This window comes from Arthrobacter alpinus (assembly GCF_900105965.1).
GTDB lineage: Bacteria > Actinomycetota > Actinomycetes > Actinomycetales > Micrococcaceae > Specibacter > Specibacter alpinus.
Map to the genome: position 1 here is coordinate 3490371 of NZ_FNTV01000001.1, position 22887 is coordinate 3513257.

A 22887-nucleotide genomic window follows, 5' to 3' on the forward strand; every position below is an offset into this window, starting at 1 on the left:
TGTGATCATGCCACGGCTGCGGACTGTTGTCCCGCCGCACACAGCCCAATGAAGGCACCCAGTTCGGCCATGCCAACAGGGGTGGACGGCATGAAGTTGCTGAGCGTGGGGGATCGGATGATGACAGCACGCCACTGTCCGCGGGACACGGCCACGTTGATGCGGTTGCGGTTAAGCAGGAATTCCATGCCACGAGGGGCCCCGGTGGGATCGGCGCACGCCATGGTCACCAGCACCACGGGCGCCTCCTGGCCCTGGAACTTGTCCACGGTCCCCACCTTGACCCCGGACAAGCCCGCGTTGTCCAGGATTCCGCGCACTAAATGGACTTGGGCGTTGTAGGCTGCCACCACCAAGATGTCCTCCTGAGCCAGTGGGCGGGGTGCCTTATCGGCATCGGGCGTCCACATCAGGCCGATGTGCGCTTTAGCCTGTGCCACCACCTCCGCGGCCTCCTCGGGGGAGGACTGCATGTTCTCCTTCTCGCTCTGCGGGTCCTGGCTGATGTACACGGTTTCCACGCCGGGAGCCCTGCCCTCCAGGTAGCGGAGCGAAGCGGCGGGTGCCGATTCCAACTTCCCTTCGTAGCTCAGGGCCGACACTGCCGCGCACAGACCCGGATGCATCCGCCATGAGTCGGCCAGGAAGTAGCCCAGCTCCACCGGCAGGGTGGCATGCCCGGCGGACAACCAACCCAGCGCCGACTCGTCCACGGGAGCTGGGTGCGAACCCTGCGTGACCTGCGGCAACTGCTGCGGATCGCCCAGCAGGAGCAGGTTCTTTGCCGCCCGGGAAACGGCCAGCGTGTTGGCTAGCGAGTATTGCCCCGCCTCGTCAATCACCAGCAGATCCAGCGATCCCTCGGGCAGATTGGCGCCCGTCATGGTCCACGCCGTGCCGCCGATCAGCGCGCCCTCGGGGCCATCCAACAACTTGCCAAATTGCTTATCGTCGATGATTTTCCACGGCACGTCATGAGGACTGCCCAGTTTTTTGCCCACGCGCTCCGGATCCACGTCAGCCTTTTCAATTGCTGCGCGCAGCATGTTTTCCACGACGGCGTGCGATTGCCCCACCACGCCAATCTTCCATTTGTGGTCCTTGATCAAGTTAGCGATCACATGGGAACCCACGTGGGTCTTTCCGGTCCCGGGAGGTCCCTGAACGGCAAGGTAGGAGTGATCTAGCTTGAGGGCAGCCTCGGTGATGGCGGTGACGTAGTCGTGTTCCTGCAGGCTGTGCCCGTCTCCGGGAACTACTGCGGACGGAAGGTCACCGCCGCCAGCCAACCGGGGCTTGGCCTTACGCAGGATCTCAATGCCCGGGTGCTTGGGCAGGTGCGGGAGATTGCTGCCAACCTTGGTGGCCAGTTCCGAGAGCGCCGCGCGGATGCTTGCCGTGGGGACAGGCTTATTGGGGGCCAAGGCAATGGGCTCCTTGTTGTGGGGTTGCACCTTGGTTGTGGATTTTTCCTCCACGAGCAAGGTGGTCAGTTCCGGAGTGGCCGGATCTGACACGTCTTCAAGCACGGTGACATTGAATAGGCCACCACGCGCGGCCGGCGCCTTGTCAGATTCCGCGGAGTCTTCTTCCATTCCTTCAGGCAGCGGGGCGGTGTACATGCCAAACCAGGTGGTTCCCGGACGGAAGTCCGATCCTTCGGTGGCGGTCCCCGTGATCTTGAGGGTGCGGGATTCTGTCCGGGCCCGGGGCTTGTCGGCCGGCTTGGCCCATCCCTCCACCACGTCAACGTGCTCGATGCGGAGCATGTTGCGTTCCTCGGTCCAGGCTTCCGGACCCTTTTCCAAGCGGTCAAAATGGCCCCACCAAAACTGCTTGTCCTCGCGTCGGTGATAGCTGGCCGCGGCCGCCACCATGTCGACCGCGTTTTCCTCGGCGCTGAGATCGCAGCCCTTTTGTTCCTTGAGCGCGGCAATGTAGCTGGCCAGCATCGCTTCCTCGGGGCTCAACTCGTAGCCGTCCTTCTTTTCCTCTGAGAGCTTGAGCTTTCCGCTCCCTTCGGTCCAGGTCTCCACCTCCACGGCTGCGCCGATGGTGAACAGCCAGTCCCGAAGGCGCAACGTGGAGACGCAGTCGTAGCGGTTGTAGTCGCTGATCGAGGCCAGGGTCCGCTCCGCCTCAGCGGCCATGGCAGCGTCACCTGCCAGTCCGGCGTCGTGCTGTTCACAGTAATCGGCGTAAGCCACCACGGAGGCGCCGGCGTCCGTCACATCGCCTGCGCGGCCTGCGGACATGTAGAAGGGCTCGAGCTTCTTGATGGAGTAGGAGGATTCCGAGATCCGCACGGACTGCCGCACGGTGTCGAGCAGGTCAACAAGCAAGCCCATGCGCAGCCAATTGTCAATGATTTCCTCGGCCTCGCTGTCACTGTGCATGACGGAAAGGTTCCGCAGCGCCGACTTCTCATACGGCGCGTAATGGTAAACATGCATGTCCGGCCATATTTCCCGCCGAGCCTCTACATAGTCCAAGAACGCCCTGAATGCTGCGCCTTCCTCACTGCGGGAGTGCGCCCAGAACGGCTTGAAAACCAGCCCCTCATCACTCACAGGGGCGGCGCCTGGCAGTGGAGCCTCGATGGAGCCGAAAAGGTACTCGATGCCCCACTTTTCCGTGGCCGGGTCCTGCCAGAGCGGGTCACCTTCAAAGTCAAAGAAGATGTCGCCGGGGCTGGATTTGGGCAGCTTGCTGACGGTGGGCAGAACTTTGAAGCTGATCTCATGCGCGGTGCTGCCCTTGCCGGCAATGGCCATGCCCGTGGGTTTTTCCAACCCGAGCTGCATGCGGGCCTGGTCCCGCAAGCGGGCCAGTGGCCCTGTGGCCGTGGCGGGTGACAGGTCCGCCAACCCCTGAACGGAGTTGATGCCCTGCGCCATGAGCTTGCGGCGCTGGGAAGAGCTCATGCCGTTGACCAGCAGCAGATCGCCGTGCAATTTCACCTGCTCCGAGCAGTAATCGCAGCGCCCGCAGTAACTGATTCCGTCCTGGAGCCAGGCCACCGGCGACGGTTGGGCTCGGTGAGCGGCAGTCAGCGCAAGGAAGTTGTCCCGGCGTTCCCGGAACACGGGCAGGAGATCCGGCATGGGATGGTTGCTTTCGCTACGGTCACCCAGCTTCAACGTGGCCACCGGTGCTACGGGAATCCCATAGTGCTGGAGCTGATCGCCATAGGCGGCCAGCTGCAACAGCGCACTGACCTTGGCATGACGGGCCAACTTGGTGTCCCACACCGCGTAAGAACCGTCCGGCTGCTTCATGAGAAAATCGGCGAAACCCACGAGGGAACCGTCAAAAAAAGTCGCCTGGAAAACCACATCGGCGCCGGCCCGCAAGGCCTCAAGGGTTTCCTCGCGCTTGGCCTCGAGGCCGGCCCAGGAAAGCTCACCGCGGTCCACGGACTTCACTCCCTTGCCCATGGCCGGGTCCCACTCGCCATGCTCGGCAATCAGCTCGTCCAAAATCTTGTGCTCAAAGGCATCACCGAGCTTGGCTGCCCGCTCAAGCATTTCGTCCTTGGCAAAGCCCGGCTTCGCCGTCCGCCCCAGCTTCTCGTCCAGGATCCGCAGCGTCCGGTACTCGCATTCGCTGGCCGTCACCAGGTCCGAAGCCGAGAAGATCAGTGGCGTGCCGCCCGAGCCCGCTGTGGCATGGCCGGGGGAGTCAAGCAGAAACATGTCAGTGCCTTCCGTGCTGGTGGGGTGCAGCACCTCGAATCTAGCAAGCGACACCGACATTACTGGCACCCAGCATCCGCACACGTCGGTGGGGGAAGATGGAAGCACCACCCAACAAGGAGGCACCATGAGCACGTTCCGTTACGAAACCACCCTGCCGTATCCGCGCGCCGATGTGTTTGCCTGGTTCACCCGGCCCGGCGCCTTGGTGCGGCTCACGCCGTCGTTCTTTGGGACCATCCTGGCCGAGCCAAGTGACGGCATCAATCCTGGTTCGATGGCGGCCATGGGCGTGGGTGCCCCCGGCGGTGCCGGGATGTGGCTGGGATCCGCTGCAGGGACTGTGCGCGGTCTGCTGCCGGCGGCCATCGCGGGCAAGAAGTGGGCGCGGCCGGAAATCCGTTGGGATGCGCTGCACACCGAATTGGTGCCCGGAGTGAGCTTCACCGATGTCATGGACAAGGGCCCGCTGGCCTCGTGGACACACAAGCACAGCTTCACCGACGGCGCCGAGCCGGGCACCACCGTGATGATCGACGAGGTGGCGTATGAGCTCCCCTCGTTGGCCCGTGGGGATTGGGCGCGCAAGAAATTGGACGCCGAGCTCACGCGCATGTTCGCGTTTCGGGAGCGGCAGCTGCTGGGTGATCTGGCCTTTCACGCGACACATTCCGGACCACCGCTGACCATTGCCGTGAGCGGCGCCTCCGGCCTGGTCGGGCGCCAGATATGTGCGCTACTGGGCGGCGGCGGGCACACTGTGCTCAAGCTGGTTCGTCGCGCTCCGAAATCGACTGACGAAATTTTCTGGGATCCGGACGCCGGTGTGCTGGATTCCGCTGGTTTGGCGCGCGCCAACGTGGTCATTCACCTGGCCGGGCACCCCATTGGCGGGCGGTTTACTGAGACCGTGAAGGATGCCATTTACGTGAGCCGCGTTCGTGGAACCCGGCTGCTGGCGCAATCACTGGCAGCCTTGGCGTCCGACGGCGTGAACCGCACCTTGGTTTCGGGTTCGGCCGTCGGTTATTACGGCGCGGATCCGCATGCCGGTGCTGATGCGCTCCGTCCGCCGCGGGCACTGGTGGAAACTGATCCGCCCGGCACCGATTTCCTTGCTGGTGTGTGCCGCGACTGGGAAGCATCCTGTGCCCCGGCGGCGGAGGCTGGTGTGCGGGTGGTGAACGTCCGCACCGGCATTGTGATGTCGGCTGCCGGCGGCGTTTTGCAACGGCTGCTTCCCTTGTATCTCTCCGGGGCTGGCGGACCGTTGGGGAGCGGGCAGTGGCAAAGCTGGGTAGGGATTGACGACATTGCCGGAATCTTCGCCCACGCGGCGCTGACCTCTTCCGTTCACGGGCCCGTCAATGGTGTGGCCCCGCAACCGGTCACGGCGGAAGGCTTTGCCCACACGTTGGGTTCGGTGCTGCGCCGGCCGTCGAAGCTCAAGGTGCCCGAGCTGGGCCCACGACTTTTGCTGGGTGATCAAGGAGCAGCCGAACTGGCGCTCGCGAGCCAACGGGTTTCAGCTGCTGCGGTGCTGGCAAGCGGCTATGAATTCAGGAACCAGGATTTGGAATCGGCTCTGCGGCACATCCTCGGCGAGCAGCTGCCTGGCTAGGCTGCTGTGGCGGGGTCCGGCGCCGAGCCCAGTGCGCGAACAATGAGAACCACCATGGGGACCAACACGGCCAGGGCCATCATGTTGACCCAGAAAAAACCGCCTGCCGCAAGGACGGGTCCGGCCAGGGCCGCCATTCCGGCGGCCGCGAAGTTCATTAACATGTCATTGGCGCCCTGGAGCGGGACGCGCAACTCGGCATCTGCGGACTGGTTGAGCAGGGAAGAGCCACCGATAAGGCACGCCGACCAGCCCAGGCCCAGCATGACGAGAGCGGCGGACATCAGCAGGGGGTCGCTGCTGTCCGAGACGATGGCGCCGAGGGTGATGGCCGCCAGGAAAATGCAGGAACCGGCCAAAATCACGGCCACGGCTCCGAGTCTGTCTACAAGCCAGCCAAACAACGGGCTGGCGGCGTACATGCCCAAGATGTGCAGGCTGATGACGATCCCGATGATTTCCAACGAATGGCCGTGGGAGTTCATGGCAACAGGTGTCATGACCATGACGCCCACCATGATGGCGTGCCCGCCGGTGACGGCCGCCAGTGCCGCCAACGCTCGCGGGTTGTGACTGGCCAGACGCAGCGCCCGCCACGCCCCGTGCCGCTTGGCTGGAACCGCGGGTGGCTGCGTGAGACGCACATCCGCCGTCCCCGCCGTGGCCGGCGGCGTCAGGAAGAACACCGCGATAACCAATGCGGCTGTAGCAAAGGCTGTCAGCGAGAAGACGAAGGGCCCCGACAACGGCACCAGTCCTAGCCCAATGCCCAATATCCGGCCGGGTTCGGAGAGGTTGGGGCCAGCGACCGAGCCTACCGTCGTGGCCCAGATGACGATGGCCATGGCGCGACCGGCCTTCTCTTGCGGGGCGCCGTCGACCGCCGCGTACCGCGCCTGCAGGCCGGCCGCAGTGGCGGAACCAAAGAAGAGCATGCCGACGGCCATCAGCCAGAACTGGCCAAGAGCGGAAGCCAGCAGTACCAGCGTTGCGCCCACGGCGCCCAAGGCAAAGCCAGTGCTCAGGGCCCTGCGGCGACCGGTCCGTACAGCTAGGTTGGCCAGCGGCACGGCCACCAGCCCCGCACCCAAGGCCGCGGCTGTCTGTACGAAGCCGGATGCCGCCGTGGTGCCGGCCAATTGGGCAGCCAGAATGCCTCCTACGGCAACCCCGGATGCCACGCCAACCCCGGAGAGCAGTTGACCGATGACGAGCACCGTTTGATTGCGGCGCTGGAGGGACAGGGAACTCATGCGGGGGTCCTTCGATGTGTTGGGGTGTTGCCGGGGGCAAGCATCCTTGCGGCCGCACTCGTCACGGCGGTCGTGAGCTGGTCCAGCGCCGTTGATTGAATCTTCCACCGCTGCCAATAGAGGGGAACATCAGAAACGTGCCCTGGAAGCAATGCCAGCAGTTCCCCTGATTTCAGGCCGTCACTGCAATGCGCTTCCGGCATGAGTCCCCACCCGAGCCCAAGTTTCACGGCTTCGGCGAATTGGATCGTGTCAGGAATGAAGTGTTGGATGCCGCGTAGCTCGGTTCCGGTCACGGCGCTGAAGAAGTTGTTTTGCAGGGTGTCATTGCGATCAAATTGGACGGCGGGTGCCGCAGCGAAAACTTCGGCCGAAAACCCTTGCGGAAACCAGCGGGCCATAAAACCGGCCGAGGCCACGGCTCGGTATTCCATGGCACCCAACGGGACAACGGTGCACCCTTGAACCGGAAGAGCTGTGGCGGTCACGGCGGCCATGACTTCCCCGGAGCGCAGCAGCGCAACGGAATGATGCTCGTCCTCGCGCACAATTTCATAGGCGACGCTCCCCTGAGGGGGAATTAGGGCGAGGGCGTCCATGAACCACGTTGCCAGGGAATCGGCGTTAACCACTACGGCCAGTGTCCCTTGAGCTGCACCAGCCAACCCCAAATCCGCTGCCGCATCAGCCTCGAGTTGCCGTAGTTGGCGCGCCAGCCTGTGCACCACGGTGCCGGCCGCAGTGGCGGCGATGGGCGTGGAACGCTGCAACAAGACCTGACCTGCTGCCTGTTCCATGGCCTTGATGCGCTGTGAAACCGCCGATGCCGTGACGTGCAATGCGCTGGCAGCAGCGTCAAAGGTGCCGTGTTCGAGTACCGCAAGAAGAGTGCGGAGCTGTTCCGTTTGAAACGCAACCATAAGATTTCCTTAGGTATCAACAAAATAATTAGCTGTACTGATCATAGGGCGACTAGTAGTTTCAAGGCGTGACATCATTGGATATTTTCTCAAGCACGGGCACGGGCCTCGGCGCCGGGTTGGCCCTCATCATCGCCATCGGCGCCCAGAATGCCTTTGTGCTCCGGCAAGGCATTCGGGCAGAGCATGTGGGCCTTGTTGTGCTCGTCTGCATGCTCAGCGACATCGTACTCATCGCTGCCGGCATCCTGGGGATCGGTGCCGTTATTACGGCCGTGCCCGCGGTGGTGGTGGCGATCAGGCTGGCCGGTGCCGCGTTCCTGGTCGGCTACGCCATTCTCGCCGCAAGACGGGCACTTCGGCCCGGTGCGTTGGTGGCCGGGACGCAGAAGGGCTCGTTGGGCACCAAAGCCGCTCTCGTGACGGCCGTGACCCTGACCTGGCTCAACCCCCATGTCTATCTGGACACTGTGCTGCTCCTGGGCACACTCGCCAACCAGCATGGAGAGTTGCGCTGGTGGTTTGGGGCAGGGGCCGCGCTTGGCAGTGTTGTCTGGTTCAGTGCTTTGGGATTCGGGGCACGCTTCCTGCGGCCAGTGTTCGCCAAGCCTGGCGCGTGGCGCGTGCTCGACGCCCTGATCGCCGCCGTCATGCTTTTCCTTGGCGTCAAGATGGCTCTAGGAATCTAACCGCCTGGGGTTGACGGGGCCGACGTCGATTCACGCACTACCAAGCGTGTCGGCACCCAGTTCGAATCCGGTGCCTGGCCTCCGGCGATTTGTGTCAGTAGCAGCTCAAGACCGAGCCTGCCAACGGTTCGGAAGCTCTGGTGGACGGTGCTCAGGGGCGGCCAGAAAGACGATGCTTCGTCAAGATCATCAAAACCCACAACGCTGACATCGCGGGGGATCTTGCGCCCCAGCTCATGGAGGGCACGCATGGCACCGAGCGCCATGTGGTCATTGGCAGCAAAGATGGCCGTCACTTCTGGACGAGAGCCCAACTCGAGTCCTGCCTGGTAGCCGGACTCGGTGGACCAGTCGCCGTAGATGACCTCCGGCGGAGTGACGCCCGCTGTATTCAGTGTCAGGCGCCAGGCACCAGCTCGGTGTGAGGCAGAGAAGGAGGCCTGCGGGCCGCCGATATGCCAGACGTTTGCATGGCCCAGGCTCAGCAAATGTTCGGTTGCCTGCTGGGCGCCGCCCCCTTGGTCGGTGTCGACCATGATGTATCCGCGATCGGGCTTGGAATCGATCACCACGGTAGGCAGGTCCTCGGGCAAGATGATGTCTGCTCGATCGGTGAGATGGGCGTCAAAGACGATTATCACGCCGTCGACCTGTTGCTCACGAAGGCGGTTGTAGGCGGCCGGGAATTTGCTGCTTGCCGGGTCGGGCATGGGGATCAGGCTGATTGAGTAGCCAGAGTCCGAGGCGGCCCGCGCAATTGCATCCAGTGTTTTCATATTGCCGTGGCTAGATAGCGTGAACATGATGACGCCAATGGACTTGAACTGCCCGCTCTTGAGTGCTCTTGCAGCCCCGTTGGGACGGTAGCCAAGTCGTCTCATGGCGTCCTGGACCTTAATCCGTGTGCCATCTTCGACGTTGCTGTGACCGTTGGATACGCGGGAAACCGTTTGTGCGGATACGCCAGCCGCCCGCGCGACATCGGCGATGGACGGACCCCTTTTTGCGTGGCTCGTGCCGGATGCGGACGGGCCCTCCCCGGCCGGGAAATTATTGGCAGTACTCTTGTCATTTCCTTGCGTGGTCACGTAAACATGTTAGTCTGCCTGAATCGATGTTTGCGTAAACATTTGTTTGTTTGAGTGGCGAAAATGACGGCGTGACAGTATCGTGGCGGCCAAGCGAAACGACCCTGGCGCGCACTCGGATCCGCTCTTGTCTCAAGACCTGAATAGGAAAATCAATGTCTCTCTTTACCATCGGCGAGCAGGACTTCCTGCTCGATGGGCAGCCTCACCGCATCTTGGCTGGCGCTTTGCATTACTTTCGAGTTCACCCTGATCAGTGGGCGGACCGGATCCGCAAGGCTCGACAAATGGGACTGAACACCATTGAGACCTACGTGGCGTGGAACCTGCACGCGCCCAGCGAGGATGTCTTCGACCTCTCCGGCAGACTCGACCTGGGCAGGTTCCTCGATCTCGTGGCGGCCGAAGGAATGCACGCTATTGTCCGGCCAGGGCCATATATTTGTGCCGAATGGGACAACGGTGGCCTACCAGGTTGGCTGTTCAGCAAAGGGAACCCAGTCATCAGGTCATCGGACCCGGTTTACCTGAAGTTGGTGCGCCGCTATCTGGAACAGCTGGCACCCGTCCTGGTACCCAGGCAAATTGATGCGGGCGGTCCCATCGTCCTGATCCAAATCGAGAATGAATATGGCGCCTACGGCTCGGACGGGGACTATCTAGAGCAGTTGGTGGAACTGAACCGCGAAATTGGCTTGACGGTGCCATTCACCACGGTGGACCAGCCCGAACCAGACATGCTTGAAAATGGCAGCCTGCCGACGCTGCACAAGACCGGATCGTTTGGCTCATGCGCCAGGGAACGGCTGGCCACTCTGCGTCAACACCAACCCATCGGGCCCTTGATGTGTTCGGAATTTTGGGTGGGCTGGTTTGACCATTGGGGAGCGCATCACCACACCACCAACGTTCAGCAGTCGGCACATGAACTAGAAGCCATCCTCGCTGCCGGAGCGTCTGTCAATGTGTACATGTTCCACGGCGGAACCAACTTTGGGTTTACCAACGGTGCCAATGACAAGGGCGTCTACCAGCCCACTGTTACCAGTTACGACTACGATGCCCCGTTGGATGAATCTGGCCAGCCAACCGAAAAATACTGGGCCTTCAGGGAAATCCTGGGCCGTTATACGGAACTTGATCATCAGGACGTCCCGGCTGCCCTGCATCCCGGCCACGCGTTTGAGGTCTCCTTATGCCAGGAAATTCCACTCTGGAATTACCTTGATGCGACAGCCGCCTGGTGGCAGAGCCAGGACCCGGCAAGCACGGATGATGTGGGGCACTTTAGTGGATTCTCGGTGTACCGGAGCGAAATCGAAACAGTGGAACGCTCCGTCCTCGCCTTCGATGAGGTCCGTGACCGGGCCCAGGTGTTCCTGAACAGGGAGCACATCGGGACGTTGTCCCGAGATCAGCGAGAGTGCGCGCTGGTGCTGCCCGCGGGCGCCTCAGGGACGCTTGAGATCCTGGTTGAGGATCAGGGGCGGGTGAACTATGGGGACCGGCTGGGTGAAGCAAAGGGGCTGATCGGCCAAGCCCGGATCAATGGAGTCCGGCACAGTGCTTGGGAGCTTTCGCCGGTCCTGCTGTCAGACGTCAGCGAGCTGGCCGGCGCTTTGGCTGCGCTTCCCGAGACGAAGGCGCAGGCGTTGGCGGGGCCGGTCTTTGCCCGGGGCACCTTCGATCACCCGGATGAATCTGATCTCTTCTTGGACACCCACGATTGGACCCACGGCATTGTCTGGATCAACGGCTTCTGCCTTGGCCGATACAACGTGCGCGGGCCGCAGCGAACGTTGTATGTCCCTGGCCCACTACTGACAGCCCGCGGCAATGAAATCATTGTGCTGGAGCTGCAGGCAGCAACTCGTGCCGTGGCATCATTCGTCGCCGAACACGATCTGGGGCACACGGAGTTCTAGCCCGGAGCGGAGCATTGCTTAGATGAAATCCATCTCCACCTGGAGAAAGGATTCGGCCGAGACGATGGCACCGACAAACGCGTCCTCCTCGGTAGGGGACTTTCTGGGGGTTCGCGTGTACCACTCGTGAAGGTCCGTGTGGACCCGGACAACCCGACCCTCCGCGGGTGTATAGAACAGGCCGAAGCGTTGGACCGGCCATTCCGCCGGGGTCTCTATTCCCACGAGAAGGGCGGCGTTAAGGGCCGGGTTGTACCACTGCGCGATGGGGCGGCGCCGATCTTCGAAGAACAGACCCGCCGCGTATCGGCCTGCCGCAATGGGCCCCATGGCCAAGCACAGACGTTCGCGCCATAACGGCAGGATCACTGCGTCATGACGTTGCCAAACTGCTGGGACCAGGGGTTGGTCGCTGCGAGAGCCCACGGATTAATTCTAGCCATTCCGGCTGTTCTGAACAGAGGGCAGTACATCGAATTCCCGAAGGGCGAGGGAGCGGCCTATTCGCAGCCCACTCCGTCACCATCGCGGTCAAACTTTGACTCGAATCCTGGCTGGCCGGCATGGATGGGTGCGGCTCCCGCGGCACGCACGGCCGTGCAGTTCTGGTAGTAGGGCGCCGCCGCTGGCACCTCGACCAGCGGGGCAGGTGCAACTGGCGGGGCTGCCACAACAGGAGCTGGCGGAGCGGCAGCTTCCACCGGGGCTACGGGTGCAAGTGGCGCCGGCGGTGGCAGGATGACCGGTTCAACCGGCGGTGGCGTCTGGTTGGTGGGAACTTCAATGTCGTTACAGCTGTCCAAGACCTTCGCCATGGAATCGTGCTCTGCCGCCGTTACCCATAGGCTGTACGTTGCCTTGACCGAGATCTGCCGGGCCACGTAATCGCAGCGGTAGGCCTTGTTCGGCGGCAGCCAGGTGGCCGCGTCTCCGGCGCCCTTTTGCTGGTTCGTGGGGCCGTCCACGGCCAACAGGTTCAGGGGATCATTGGCCAGAGCGGTGCGTTGTTCCACGCTGAGCTGCTGGGCGCCCTTTTGCCATGCGTCATTGAGTGCCACCACGTGATCGATCTGTACGGCGCTGCTAGTTGTTGAACCGCGCACAAAGGAGATGGTCTCGGCCGTGTAAGGATCGGCTAGAATTCCGGTCAGGATCACGCAGTTGCGCGTTCCAGTTTTGATTGTTTTGGCCGTCAGATCGCGATCAAGGATGTCGTTGCGGGTATCGCAACCGTTCCTGTCCACATCGGCCCATGCCTGGCCAAAAGCCTCACGACTGTACCCCGTTTTCGGCGCCCTGCCCTTGATGGGCAAGGTGGCAAGAACCTCGCGTGCCTTGGCTGCGAAAGCCGGCTGTACGTTGGCGGCCAGATCGGCGTTGCCGGCGTCGGGAACATTGTCCCCATCCACGGGTGCCACATCATCCTCGGTGGGAGAAGGGCTGGGACTGGGTGTTGGGGACTGTGTAACCACGTCCGACGCCGGAGCGGACTGTGGTGCCGGAGCGCCGCCGCACGCCGTGGTGATGAAAAGGACGGAGGCAAGCACCGAACCCATGATGAAATCAGTGGCGCCAAAGCGGCGGTTGGGACGTGCAGCAGGCAAGGCGGAGTTCTCCCCAAGTAAAACGAACGGTGAACCACCAGCTTATCCGGCACCACCGAGAAGGAGGTCCACCGGACCCGCCCCGCATCGCGGCTACGGCGGGAGGGTCAGGCTAGTTCGGCCAAAATGCTGCGCAAGATCTCCTCGCCCGCCAGAACACCCCGCACGGAGGTGAGGCGCAGATGGGACGCCAGGTATCCGGCGTCGTGCAATTCACCATGCAGGGGCCGGAAAGCCAGATCAGCGCTTTGCAGCATGCCCTGATCCAGCAGGGAATCGCCGGCGGCAATGACGGTGTCGGAGCCGGTGCGGCGGCCTACTTCGGCCAAGGTGTCAGTCTTGTTGATGGGCAGCGGCACGCAATACAGCTTGCGGCCTTGGATGGAGACGCTCCACCCGGCGTCGGCACATACCTGATGGAGCTCGGCCACGAAGGAATCAGGCATGGACTCGCGGTCAATGATGGCGTAGACAAACAAGTCCTCGGCCCGGCGCAGGCGCAGAATCCACGGGGCAAACTCCGGATTCGACAGGTGGGCCTCGATGCTTTCGAGCGGAGCACAGGCGGCCGCCATCTTGGCCGAGAGTTCCGTGTGCCAAGCCGCATCGGGAACGCCGTTGTGCAAGAGCACGCCACCGTTCGAGGCAACCGCGTATTCGGGCACCGGACCCGGCAATTGCACGCGCTCATACTGCGCTTGTGTGCGCGTGGTGACAGGTACGAAGGTCGCGGCGGCCTTCACCGAAACCAGCAGCTCCTCCGCTGCGCGGGTCATGTAGGAGAGTGGGGCGCCGTCGTACACCTCGGCAACAATGAGTGACGGGGCGTCCTTGTCGGCGCCGGTGAGCCAGAGCGCGTTTTTGGAGTAGATCAGGGTGCGGTCAAGATCGCACGCAACCAAGGTGGAAGTGCTCATGCGTTGTGAACCGCCTTGCCATCGGCGCCCACGGCGCTCTTGTCGAATTGAGGGTGGATCAAGCCAACGCAGCTGTAGGGCAGGCCCGGGACTTCCTCCACGGGGACGCCACGCTGTTCGGCGAGCAGCAGAACATGGGCCACATCGGCCCGGGCCTCGGGGTTGACCAGAACACGCCACGGCACCCGGCGCAGCAACACCCGGGTGGTTTCACCGACGCCGGGCTTGACGAGGTTCACGTTGTTAATCCCGTACTCGGTACTGATCCGTTCCACAGCCTCCCAGCCAATCCAGCTCGGCTGGGGTTGGGCACTCTGGTGCTCGGTGCACTGGCGCTCAACTTCTCCCCGGACGTACTCAAAGTGGGAAGCGATGGCGGCCAAGAAGTCATTGGAAACATCGTTGGCGGCCAGCTCGGAGTAGAACTTGGCCCCGTGGAAATCGTTCGGGCCAATGTGCTCGAGATTGAAAACTGTGCGGGACACCAGGCCCGACACCGTGGAATTCAGGCAGGCCGACGGAATCAGATAGTCCTCACGGGTGCCAAACATGGAGACGCAGTGACCCGGATCGGCCAGGACGGCAAGATCATCCGGGAAGCGAACGCCGGAGCTGGCGGCAAAGTCATCCAGGGCGGCGGTGAGCTCGCGTGAGATGGCGCCCTTTCCCGTCCAACCATCAACGAACAGGATCCGGGCGGGATCGAAGTTGGCGGCCAGATACCGCAGCGCGTTTTGATCAAGGCCCACGCCGCGCACAATACTCATGGTGAAATGCGGCAGCTCAATACCGTGGACCGTCTGGGCCCAGCGGCGCATGAGGACACCGATGGGGGTGCCGGCACGGGCCAGCGACACCAACACCGGTTGCTTGTCCCTGGCAGCCAGTGCCAGCTCGGTCACTACGCCAACCGCTGTAGCAATCCGGGTGCCGGCGCGCTGCACAGCCTCCTCATACAATGCCTGGTATTCGGCGCTGGGGGAGTACTCCACCGGCAATGATTCGGCATAGTTGGCAGCCCCTGACTGAATGGCGCGTTCACGATCGGCCGTGGGCGCCTCAAGGGCAACGTGGCTCAAATCCTTCAACAACCACACCACCTCATCGGCCGCATAGGATCCGAAATCCGGCCCGGTCAGTGGCGTGGGCAGGGTTGGCAGACTCATGAGGCATCCTCTGGTTGGCTATGGGCTGCGGCGGTGGGTGAATCAACGCAAAGCAGAACAACGACGGCGTCATTGGTGACCGCCCGCAGCGCCACTGCCAGCGGCGGCAGGCCAGGGACGGAGCTGTGCAGAAGTTCGGTGCGTTCCGTGCCCGGTTCAGGGAAGGCCACAATGGTTCCGGGACGTTGCCCCGAACCATTGAGGTTGTAGGCGAAGCGCGGCCCCGGGCCGTCGTTCGTTTGATCATGGCTCGCAAAGGTCAGTGCGCTGGCGATGGCGTAGGAGTCCCTGTCGAGTGGAACGATCGGAGAACGGGTAGTGGTGGAGAAACGCACGTCGCCATCCGGGCGCAGGCGGTCCAAAGCTTGGGCCACAGCCAGCGGAAGGGACATGTTTTCTTCACAGCCCAGCACCACGAACGGGCCCTGACAGCCGGCCTCGTCCAGTTGTCCGGATAGATGCCGGGCAATTGCCGCGACTGTGGCCAATAGTGGCGCGGAGGCGTTGCCAAAGCGGTCACTGCGCACGGGGGAAATGAAACTGCTGGCGATCTCGAGAATCGACACTCTACCGGCAACGTCAACCGACGGCTTTGTTTCCGGCAGGCCCTCGATCAGGGCGGCGGCGCGGCCCAAAATATCCGTTCCAAGCTCGATCCATCCCGTTCCCAGGGCGGCCACGGCGATGCGGCAGCCCAGCTCGGTGGCCAGCGCGTCAAAGCGTGCCCGGTCTGCTGCACTGCGCAGATCGATCAGCGCAGCCACCACATAGACCGGATGCGGCACCAAGGCGTGAAGCTCGCGAATGGTGTTGATGACGGTAGAGCCGGTGCTGAGCTCGTCGTCCACCAAAATCACCGGTCCGCCACCGTCAAGCCAGCGTGGATCCGTGGGCACCATGGCATGCGAGGTGGCGTGGGAATGCCCCTCCTCAAAGCCGGCAACAGGCACAACCCCCGGCGTCGCATGGCGGGTGGAGTGAATGTAATAGGCGCCGAGGGAGTTGGCCACGAGGCGCCCCAGGCCAGTGGCCGTTTCTGCATACCCAATGACGACGGCGTCCGGCACCTCGGTGTGCAGCGGTGCCACGAGCTCGGCCAGGGTGGAGATCGCCTCGTGTCGCTGCCCGGTGGGCTGCTTCAAAACGGACGTGAGCGCGTCCGCCGCTGCGGTGAGAGTGGCGGCCGGCAACGGGTGGGTGGTCCCGGCGTCGGAAGTTAGCCTGAAAAGTTCCCCAGCAGTGAAGGCACCCAGGAGTTCCCCCGCCGCAATGACCAAGGCGGGCTCGGTGGGCACGTGCTTGGCGAGGACCCGCGAGACCAGCAGATGGGCACGCTTGGGATTGCGGCGCAGAGCCAGCCCCACGAGGTCCTCAACGGCTACGGCGCTTGCGGGATCGCTGTGAATGGCCACCCCGAGTGCCTCGGCGACAAATGTGCCGGTCCAGGGGTGGTTGGCAGTCTTGCTCATGCCATGCTCGCTTCCAGAAGATCAACGAACGTGACGTTTGCCGCGGAGACGCCAAATGCGTCAGCCCGTAGAAGCGTGCGCCTTGCCCAGGCTTGGTGCGGTTTCATCTCGTTCATTTTGTTGCCGTAGGGCGAGGCTGCCGCGCCGCCATTGACATTGCCTGCGATCGCCAGCGCGTCGAGGTATTCCTCGTGGCTGACAACACTCATGGCGTGAACCAGAGCCACATGCGTGGGGTGAATGACTGTCTTTCCGAGCAGCCCATTGGCCAGGTCCAGCTCGATCTCGCGAATCAAGGTGTCCAAGTTTGCCGTCATGATGCGTTGGCGCAATTGTTGTTCCTGCAAACCCGCAAAGGGTGTGACTCGCAGCTGTGGCCGGAGCACCCGCTCGGTGTTGGAATAGTGTTCCCAGACAGGACCGGAGATGACGAAACCGCCCTCGGGCCGGCCCAAAACGTTGACAATATCGCCAATGACTCCGGCCACCACGTTGACGTCATAGATGGTGAGGTCGCGTGAGCGGCGCAAGCCAAAGGCGCTGGACATGTCCGTGGCGCCAATTCGCACGGACAAGATGTCCTTGCGGTTCGCGGCAAGCAGGGTGTAAACATTGGTCAGGGCTGCTGCGCGGGTCTCCAAATGGATCACGGCGGGAGACTCAAGAATGGGCATGAGCCGCAGCCGTTTGGTGCCGGCCGAGGCCGGGCCGGGCACTGCGCCGTAGTCCTTGCCATCGGACCTGCCGTCGAGGCCGAGCTCGGCCTGAATCGTGTGGAGAGCCGCAATGAAGGCCGCACCAGTGCCGGTCTCGTTGTCGAATTTGGGAATCACAAAGCCGGTCAGCACGCCCGTGGCGCTGCCGGCGCGGCGGGTCACGGACAGCATCTGTTCCGGCGTCCGAACACGCACAAAGAGCAGCGGCAGATCCTCGTCGCGGGCGGCCAGATCCGAGAGGGTCGCCACCACGTTTTCTTCAGCCCTTGCCACGTCGGCGTCGGGAATTGAATCCTCAAGGCACAGCACCATGGAGACACAACCGAGGTCGCGTTGCCGAAGCACATCCTTGACGAGATCGGGCCGGTTGGCAGGAGTGTACAAGGTGCCACCCAGCGCCACAGCCTGCAGATCCGGGGAACTGACCGCCGTTAGTTCAACGGGCATCCGGTGAAAAAGCGAAGTCATTTGTGAAGCGGTCAATGAACGAAAATGTCGCATGGGCCCTTTCAAACGGTTATCGACAGGTCACCTATTGGGACTGCCGGGCGGTGCTTTGGCAACGGTGCATTAACGGCCATAGGCCGAGGACGGCGCCCTGTGGGTCATGGAAAAATCGAATTCCTGCCAGATTGCCACGTCCTGCCAATCGAGCGGCACAGGTTCGGCCCGGAGCTCGAGCACATTGCCGATCCGGTGGACAAGAAGGACCATCTGGGTTCCCTCGGCGGCTGGCGGCAGCGCCACGGTGTCGCCCGAGAAGAGCCTGACACCCATGGCGGAACTGCTGCGGTTGATGAAAATGGCGCGACGCAGTTCCCGCACGTGACGCAAGGTGATCAGCGCATCGCTGCCCACATAGCCCACCAACTCGCGATTTCCGCTGGTCTCCACGGGGCTTCCGGCCTTGTGGCCGTCGGCGGTCTGGGCACCAACCACTCGACGGACGCTTTCCCAGACAACGGCTGTGCTGCCCGAAACAAGCAGGGTGCCCACGGAGGATTGCAGCGGTGAGAGCCGCAAGGCCCGATCCACCAAATTCAGTTCATACACGTCCTCGATGGCAGGCGCCGGGAAAAGCAGCGCTACCTCGTGATCCTCATGTCGGGCCTTTTCACGTTGCGCCACAAGTTTTTTGGCCCGCGGCCCCATGGACGACGCCGGAGCCCCGCCTCCCAGCACCAATCCGGCCGAACGCTGTGGCGGCGTTGCCTGGGCAGGCGGAGCCGCGTGGGCCGCTGCCTGCGGTGTGGACCGTAGTGTCAGGGATGGTGCCGCGGGTGCCACCGGAACAGCTGGTGCCAACAGCGGCGCGTTGGCGCCTTGGCTGATTGCGGCTCCGGCCGTGGGAGCCGAAGCTTGTGCCGACGCAGCTTTGATGCGGCGACGCAGGAACGTAATGTCGGTGCGCGGAGAAGAAGAGACGTTCACGGGGCCGCCCTACAGGCTGATTCCGTAGTCCTTGGCCACGCCGGCCAAGCCTGTGGTGTACCCCTGGCCCAGGGCGCGGAACTTCCAATCATCGCGATGCCGGTACAGTTCGCCGAAGATCATGGCCGTTACGGAGTCCACGTTGGTCACGGACAGGTCAAAGCGCACCAATTCCCGGTTGTCAGCCGTGGCCACCCTAATATGGGCGCTGCGAACCGAGGCAAAGGTGCCCTGACCCCGGAATTCGGGGTCTACATAAGCCAAGAAGATGATCTTGGAAATGTTCGCGGGCACCTGAGACAGCTCGACATCGATCTGTTCCTGATCGTCGTCGTCAATGAAGGTGACCGAGGCATCCGCGCTGACCAGCTGGTTGAAATAAACCAAATGATCATTGGAAAGTGCCTGACCGGAGGAATCGCACATGACGGCGAAGGGCACCAATTCGGCCTGAGGCCCCCGGCTGGGGATGGCGTCCCAGCCCATGCCAACCACAACGTGGTCAAGGCCGGGATTTTCGCCGGTCAGGGCAGCATTGGCCCCTGCCACTAGTGTTGCCAAGATTGGCCCTCCAAACGCAATGGGTCCCTTTCGGAAGCTGGTTGTTGCAGTTGCAAGGCAGCATCCTGGGCGGAGAACTTGTCAGCCAGGAAGCGCCCATGGGTGGAGAGTTCCTCCACGGCGCCGATGCGGATCTGATTGAGCAGATCCCCAAGGGTTTGTTCAAGGGTTGCCAACTGCTCGGCAAACATGAACGTTGCGGAGGATTCCTCCTCGTGATGGACAGGGGGGAGCGCCAGATAGGCCTGCAGGGGTGTTGGTACATAGCTGCAAATCATGGCATTGAGCAAAACCCGTTGCTCAGTGGAGCATCCCCGGATGCGAATGTCGGCAACGGCGTCCCGCATGAGATCACCCAAGTGGCGCAATTGCGACATCAGCAGGGGCGGCAGAGTGCTCCCCGACCTGCGTACCGATGCACGCAAGGAATCCACCGAGGCGCCCATCTGGGCGATTTCCTCGGTGACCGGGTCAACGGTGGGGACAGCAGGCACGGCAGGTGACCCGCCACCACCAAATCTGCCCCCGATAAAACGGCCAATCATAGCGCTACCCTTGCTTCCTCGAACGTTCTTCCAGCCTACTCGCGATCAGTCTGGCGTGAACGCTCCAGGTACGGCTTGGCCTTGGCCAGGCCGTCCTCCAGCGCGTGCACGGTGCCTTCCATGTTCTTAGCGGCCGAGGCCCGGAAGGTGTCGATGGCATCCATGGTTGCGAAAACGTTGTCAAACGCCTTCTGCAGAGTTTCCACACTCACGCCTGAGCTGGCCGCTTGCTGGTGGATGCGAACCGTCTGATCCTTGAGCATCTCCGATGTCTTCAGGATCATGTTGTTGGTGGTTGTGTTGATGGCGTCGATTTGGTCCAGCACCATCTTCTGGTTGGCCAACGCCTGGGCAACGATGACGGCCGTGCGCAGCGCCGAAATGGTGGTGGTGCGCGCCCGGTCAACACCCTTGATCAACTCGAGGTTGTTCTTGCGGATCAGGTCCATGGCCAGGTAGCCCTGCACCGAAACGGCCAGCTGGGTCAGGATGTCCTGGTGGCGCTGGCGGATAGGGTAGAGAACATCGGCTTCAAGTTTCTGGGCCTGGTCAATCTGGCCCGAGGCGCGGGTTGCGTCGATCTTCTCGACACAGGCAGCATCCAGGGCCTTGGCGAACACAGCGTATTCGCTCAGGCTCTGCATGGTCTCCCACAGCTTGATCTTTTCTCCGGCAAGGGAGGCGTTGTCCTTGAGGAGTTCGTCCTGACCCGCCATGAGGGACTTGATGATGGCGTCCAACTGGGTCTGGGCGGATTCATACTTCTGGAAGTACTTGGCCAGCTTGTTGCCGCCGGGAATGAAACCCAGGATCTTTCGTCCAACGCCAAGATCGGCATTGTTGGGGGTGAGGTCTTCAACCGTGGTTCGCAGATCGTTTAGGGTGCCGGCCACCTGGGCCTGAGCGCTGTTGCCACTCTTCTTAGCCCCGGCCATAGACGTGGTTGAACGCTCCAGCATGCGGCTGGAGGCATCTGAAGACGTTGTCATTTCCGAGCCAGCCAGCTTGGAAATGCCATCGACCTTGGTGGTGAATTCCGGGCTACGAGCATCGAACGTGGCGATCTCGGCAATAAATTCCTTGGCCTGGCGGCTGATTTCAACCTGACGCTCAGCCGGAACTGGGACCATGCCGGGGGCTTCTTCAGCCGCAACGATCTCCGGGGCGTCCGGCGCCTTCAGGACAAGGGCTGTTTCGGATTCGGTGGGAGGGGTCAAAGGTGAAGTCATTGTTGGATCCAATTTCCATTTGCGGGTGGTCGAGGAGAGTGGCACTGTGCGCATGCCCCACACATTTGCCGGTGTTGGGCCCACGCGCCCAAGTGGCCCCAAATCCAGACGCGCCAGCGGCTGAATTTGGGGAGGGCCTGGGGATTAGCCCAAGGGAACGCCGAAATCGGTGGCGATGCCGGCCAAACCGGTAGCGTAGCCCTGGCCTACGGCCTTGAACTTCCACTCAGCTCCGTTGCGGTAGATTTCCGCGAACAGCATGGACGTTTCAGGGGCTGCGTCTTCACTGAGGTCAAAGCGCACGATTTCAGCATCGTTGCTTTGGTTCACAACACGGCAGTAGGCGCCGCGTACTTGGCCAAAGTTCTGGCGGCGAGCCTCAGCCTGATCGATCGAGACAACGATGACAACGCGCTCAACGTCCGCGGCAACCTTGGTGAGGTCGATCAGGATCTGTTCGTCGTCGCCGGCGCCGTCGCCTGAACGGTTGTCACCGAGGTGAGTGACGGAGCCGTCTTTGGCAGCGGGCTGGTTGTAGAAGATGAAGTCATCACCCGAACGCACCTTGCCCGTTGCGGCCACCAGGAGCGCCGAGGCGTCCAGGTCGAAGGCTTCGCCGGTTGTGGTGCGCGGATCCCAGCCCAAACCAACAACTGCTTGCTGCAGTCCTGGATCGGTCTTGGTCAGTGAGAGGTTGTTGCCTTTTGCGAGCGTCAGTCCAGCCATGAAATCAAGTCCTTACGTTGGGGATTTACGAGGGTTTAGGTGCTGCTACTAGTCCAGAACAATTCCGTAATCGGTTGCAATGCCGTGCAACCCGCTGGCGTAGCCCTGGCCAACAGCGCGGAACTTCCACTCTGCACCGTTGCGGTAGATCTCGGCGAAGATCATGGTGGTCTCAGAGGCGGCATCCTCGGACAGGTCGTACCGCACGATCTCCGTTTCGTTCTCCTGGTTGACAACGCGGCAGTATGCGTCGCGAACCTGGCCAAAGTTCTGGCCACGGGCGTCGGCCTGATCGATCGAAACTACAATGACAACCTTGTCGATATCTGCAGACACCGTCGCGAGGTTGATCAGAACCTGTTCGTCATCACCGTCCCCCTCACCGGTTCGGTTGTCACCAAGGTGTACAACCGAACCGTCCTTGGATTCGAGCTGGTTGTAGAAAATGAAGTCATCATTGTTGCGCACCTTGCCGCGGTTGGTGACCATGATGGCGGAAGCATCAAGGTCAAATGCGGCGCCGCTCGTGGTGCGCGGGTCCCAGCCCAAACCAATCAGGGCCAATTGCAGCCCGGGGTCTGCCTTGGTCAGGGAAAGGTTGCTGCCCTTGGACAATGTCAAAGATGCCATGAAAACTGAACTCCTCTAATCGCTAAGCGACGCTAACAAAATGATGAAAAATGCGGTTGGCGAACCCTAAAGGGTTGCGGCTGCCGGCTGAATCAGGTCCATTGCAGTGCGGCCGTTGGCGCGGTCACCGATAGCGGTGAACTGCCAACCCGCGCCCTCGCGGGATACTTTGGCCATGATCATTGCCGTGTGGGTGCCGGAATCTGTCAGTTGGAAACGGGCAACCTCGGGGGATCCTGCCGTGGAGTCGTCAACGAGGCGGCAGAAAGCATTTGCGACGGTGTCAAAGGTCTGTCGGCTGTAGCTGCTGATGACAAAAACGATCTGCGCAACGGCCGGCGAGACCGCGGCCAGGTCAACAAGAATGACCTCGTCGTCGCCATCTCCCTCGCCGGTCAGGTTATCGCCCGTGTGGCGGGTAGAGCCGTCCTTGCTCTGCAGCTGGTTGAAGAACACCGTGTCGAGTGCCTTGCCGTTGGCATCGAAGAAGATGGCCGAGGCGTCCAGGTCAACATCGGCTGCCTTCTTCAGGCCACCAAAGAGTCCGCGCTTGGCGGGTGCGGCAGAGTCCCAGCCCAAGCCCATCCGCACTCGGGTGAGTGCAGCGCCGTCGTTCTTCTTCAGTGAAAGGGCCTGGCCCTTTTGCAAACTAAGTCCCATAACGTTTTTACTCCTTGTGAATTAGGTGAGGAAACAGTGGTT

Annotated in this window: 20 protein-coding genes; 3 read left to right on the forward strand and 17 right to left on the reverse strand. The window is 62.2% G+C overall.

The window, feature by feature from the left end; all coding sequences use genetic code 11:
• Nucleotides 1–5: 5 nt before the first annotated feature.
• Nucleotides 6–3755 carry a TM0106 family RecB-like putative nuclease gene (locus tag BLV41_RS15915; protein WP_342028205.1) on the reverse strand — a complete coding sequence of 1250 codons (3750 nt, stop codon included), beginning with the start codon at nt 3753–3755 and terminating at the stop codon, nt 6–8.
• A 67-nt stretch (nt 3756–3822) separates the two neighbouring features.
• On the opposite strand from BLV41_RS15915, the gene BLV41_RS15920 reads away from it, so the two are divergent.
• A complete protein-coding gene (locus BLV41_RS15920; protein ID WP_074712444.1) occupies nt 3823–5316 on the forward strand; it encodes a TIGR01777 family oxidoreductase in 1494 nt (497 codons plus the stop codon).
• Here BLV41_RS15920 and BLV41_RS15925 read toward each other — a convergent pair.
• Nucleotides 5313–6569 carry an MFS transporter gene (locus tag BLV41_RS15925; protein WP_074712445.1) on the reverse strand — a complete coding sequence of 419 codons (1257 nt, stop codon included), beginning with the start codon at nt 6567–6569 and terminating at the stop codon, nt 5313–5315. The genes BLV41_RS15920 and BLV41_RS15925 overlap by 4 nt on opposite strands.
• On the reverse strand, nt 6566–7489 hold the full coding sequence (locus BLV41_RS15930) for a LysR family transcriptional regulator ArgP (protein WP_074712446.1): 924 nt from the start codon (nt 7487–7489) through the stop codon (nt 6566–6568). Before BLV41_RS15930 ends, BLV41_RS15925 begins: the two co-directional genes overlap by 4 nt.
• A 68-nt stretch (nt 7490–7557) precedes the next feature.
• Between BLV41_RS15930 and BLV41_RS15935 the strand changes: the two genes are divergently transcribed.
• Nucleotides 7558–8178, forward strand: coding sequence for a LysE/ArgO family amino acid transporter (locus BLV41_RS15935; protein WP_074712447.1), 621 nt, complete (start codon nt 7558–7560; stop codon nt 8176–8178).
• On the opposite strand, the gene BLV41_RS15940 is transcribed toward BLV41_RS15935, so the two are convergent.
• On the reverse strand, nt 8175–9266 hold the full coding sequence (locus tag BLV41_RS15940) for a LacI family DNA-binding transcriptional regulator (RefSeq protein ID WP_074712448.1): 1092 nt from the start codon (nt 9264–9266) through the stop codon (nt 8175–8177). The genes BLV41_RS15935 and BLV41_RS15940 overlap by 4 nt on opposite strands.
• Nucleotides 9267–9421: 155 nt before the next feature.
• Between BLV41_RS15940 and BLV41_RS15945 the strand changes: the two genes are divergently transcribed.
• A complete protein-coding gene (locus BLV41_RS15945) occupies nt 9422–11191 on the forward strand; it encodes a glycoside hydrolase family 35 protein (protein ID WP_074712449.1) in 1770 nt (589 codons plus the stop codon).
• Nucleotides 11192–11209: 18 nt separating this feature from the next.
• Here BLV41_RS15945 and BLV41_RS15950 read toward each other — a convergent pair whose 3' ends face one another.
• The 13 genes from BLV41_RS15950 to BLV41_RS16010 all read right to left on the reverse strand — a co-directional run bounded on the left by BLV41_RS15950 (nt 11210) and on the right by BLV41_RS16010 (nt 22845).
• On the reverse strand, nt 11210–11617 hold the full coding sequence (locus BLV41_RS15950; protein ID WP_074712450.1) for a hypothetical protein: 408 nt from the start codon (nt 11615–11617) through the stop codon (nt 11210–11212).
• Nucleotides 11618–11691: 74 nt separating this feature from the next.
• Nucleotides 11692–12795, reverse strand: a complete 1104-nt coding sequence (locus BLV41_RS15955) for a GmrSD restriction endonuclease domain-containing protein (RefSeq protein WP_074712451.1) — start codon at nt 12793–12795, stop codon at nt 11692–11694.
• Nucleotides 12796–12902: 107 nt separating this feature from the next.
• Nucleotides 12903–13712, reverse strand: coding sequence for an HAD family hydrolase (locus BLV41_RS15960; RefSeq protein WP_074712452.1), 810 nt, complete (start codon nt 13710–13712; stop codon nt 12903–12905).
• Nucleotides 13709–14878 (reverse strand): cysteine protease StiP family protein, encoded by a 1170-nt coding sequence (locus tag BLV41_RS15965; protein WP_074712453.1) that lies wholly within the window; start codon nt 14876–14878, stop codon nt 13709–13711. Before BLV41_RS15965 ends, BLV41_RS15960 begins: the two co-directional genes overlap by 4 nt.
• Nucleotides 14875–16347, reverse strand: coding sequence for a phosphoribosyltransferase domain-containing protein (locus BLV41_RS15970; protein WP_074712454.1), 1473 nt, complete (start codon nt 16345–16347; stop codon nt 14875–14877). Before BLV41_RS15970 ends, BLV41_RS15965 begins: the two co-directional genes overlap by 4 nt.
• On the reverse strand, nt 16344–17531 hold the full coding sequence (locus BLV41_RS15975; RefSeq protein WP_244516939.1) for an HpcH/HpaI aldolase/citrate lyase family protein: 1188 nt from the start codon (nt 17529–17531) through the stop codon (nt 16344–16346). Before BLV41_RS15975 ends, BLV41_RS15970 begins: the two co-directional genes overlap by 4 nt.
• A gap of 102 nt (nt 17532–17633) precedes the next feature.
• Nucleotides 17634–18494: a hypothetical protein gene (locus tag BLV41_RS15980; RefSeq protein ID WP_074712456.1), complete on the reverse strand. Its 861-nt coding sequence runs from the start codon at nt 18492–18494 to the stop codon at nt 17634–17636.
• A 9-nt stretch (nt 18495–18503) separates the two neighbouring features.
• A complete protein-coding gene (locus BLV41_RS15985; RefSeq protein ID WP_170835487.1) occupies nt 18504–19055 on the reverse strand; it encodes a TerD family protein in 552 nt (183 codons plus the stop codon).
• A complete protein-coding gene (locus BLV41_RS15990) occupies nt 19043–19600 on the reverse strand; it encodes a hypothetical protein (protein ID WP_044569910.1) in 558 nt (185 codons plus the stop codon). Before BLV41_RS15990 ends, BLV41_RS15985 begins: the two co-directional genes overlap by 13 nt.
• 35 nt (nt 19601–19635) lie before the next feature.
• A complete protein-coding gene (locus tag BLV41_RS15995; RefSeq protein WP_044569914.1) occupies nt 19636–20829 on the reverse strand; it encodes a toxic anion resistance protein in 1194 nt (397 codons plus the stop codon).
• A gap of 144 nt (nt 20830–20973) precedes the next feature.
• Nucleotides 20974–21555, reverse strand: a complete 582-nt coding sequence (locus BLV41_RS16000; RefSeq protein WP_044569918.1) for a TerD family protein — start codon at nt 21553–21555, stop codon at nt 20974–20976.
• A gap of 48 nt (nt 21556–21603) precedes the next feature.
• Nucleotides 21604–22185, reverse strand: coding sequence for a TerD family protein (locus tag BLV41_RS16005; protein ID WP_044569922.1), 582 nt, complete (start codon nt 22183–22185; stop codon nt 21604–21606).
• Between the two features lie 66 nt (nt 22186–22251).
• Nucleotides 22252–22845 (reverse strand): TerD family protein, encoded by a 594-nt coding sequence (locus tag BLV41_RS16010; RefSeq protein WP_074712458.1) that lies wholly within the window; start codon nt 22843–22845, stop codon nt 22252–22254.
• Nucleotides 22846–22887: the final 42 nt, after the last annotated feature.

Excerpts from the sequence above, each read along its gene's own strand:
- BLV41_RS15930 (WP_074712446.1), bottom strand. The coding sequence starts at position 7,489 with ATGGTTGCGTTTCAAACGGAACAGCTCCGCACTCTTCTTGCGGTACTC.
- BLV41_RS15970 (WP_074712454.1), bottom strand. The coding sequence starts at position 16,347 with ATGAGCAAGACTGCCAACCACCCCTGGACCGGCACATTTGTCGCCGAG.
- BLV41_RS15915 (WP_342028205.1), bottom strand. The coding sequence starts at position 3,755 with ATGTCGGTGTCGCTTGCTAGATTCGAGGTGCTGCACCCCACCAGCACG.
- BLV41_RS16000 (WP_044569918.1), bottom strand. The coding sequence starts at position 21,555 with ATGGCTGGACTGACGCTCGCAAAAGGCAACAACCTCTCACTGACCAAG.
- BLV41_RS16005 (WP_044569922.1), bottom strand. The coding sequence starts at position 22,185 with ATGGCATCTTTGACATTGTCCAAGGGCAGCAACCTTTCCCTGACCAAG.
- BLV41_RS15945 (WP_074712449.1), top strand. The coding sequence starts at position 9,422 with ATGTCTCTCTTTACCATCGGCGAGCAGGACTTCCTGCTCGATGGGCAG.
- BLV41_RS15975 (WP_244516939.1), bottom strand. The coding sequence starts at position 17,531 with ATGACTTCGCTTTTTCACCGGATGCCCGTTGAACTAACGGCGGTCAGT.
- BLV41_RS15925 (WP_074712445.1), bottom strand. The coding sequence starts at position 6,569 with ATGAGTTCCCTGTCCCTCCAGCGCCGCAATCAAACGGTGCTCGTCATC.
- BLV41_RS15960 (WP_074712452.1), bottom strand. The coding sequence starts at position 13,712 with ATGAGCACTTCCACCTTGGTTGCGTGCGATCTTGACCGCACCCTGATC.
- BLV41_RS15920 (WP_074712444.1), top strand. The coding sequence starts at position 3,823 with ATGAGCACGTTCCGTTACGAAACCACCCTGCCGTATCCGCGCGCCGAT.
- BLV41_RS15990 (WP_044569910.1), bottom strand. The coding sequence starts at position 19,600 with ATGATTGGCCGTTTTATCGGGGGCAGATTTGGTGGTGGCGGGTCACCT.
- BLV41_RS15995 (WP_044569914.1), bottom strand. The coding sequence starts at position 20,829 with ATGACTTCACCTTTGACCCCTCCCACCGAATCCGAAACAGCCCTTGTC.
- BLV41_RS15965 (WP_074712453.1), bottom strand. The coding sequence starts at position 14,878 with ATGAGTCTGCCAACCCTGCCCACGCCACTGACCGGGCCGGATTTCGGA.
- BLV41_RS16010 (WP_074712458.1), bottom strand. The coding sequence starts at position 22,845 with ATGGGACTTAGTTTGCAAAAGGGCCAGGCCCTTTCACTGAAGAAGAAC.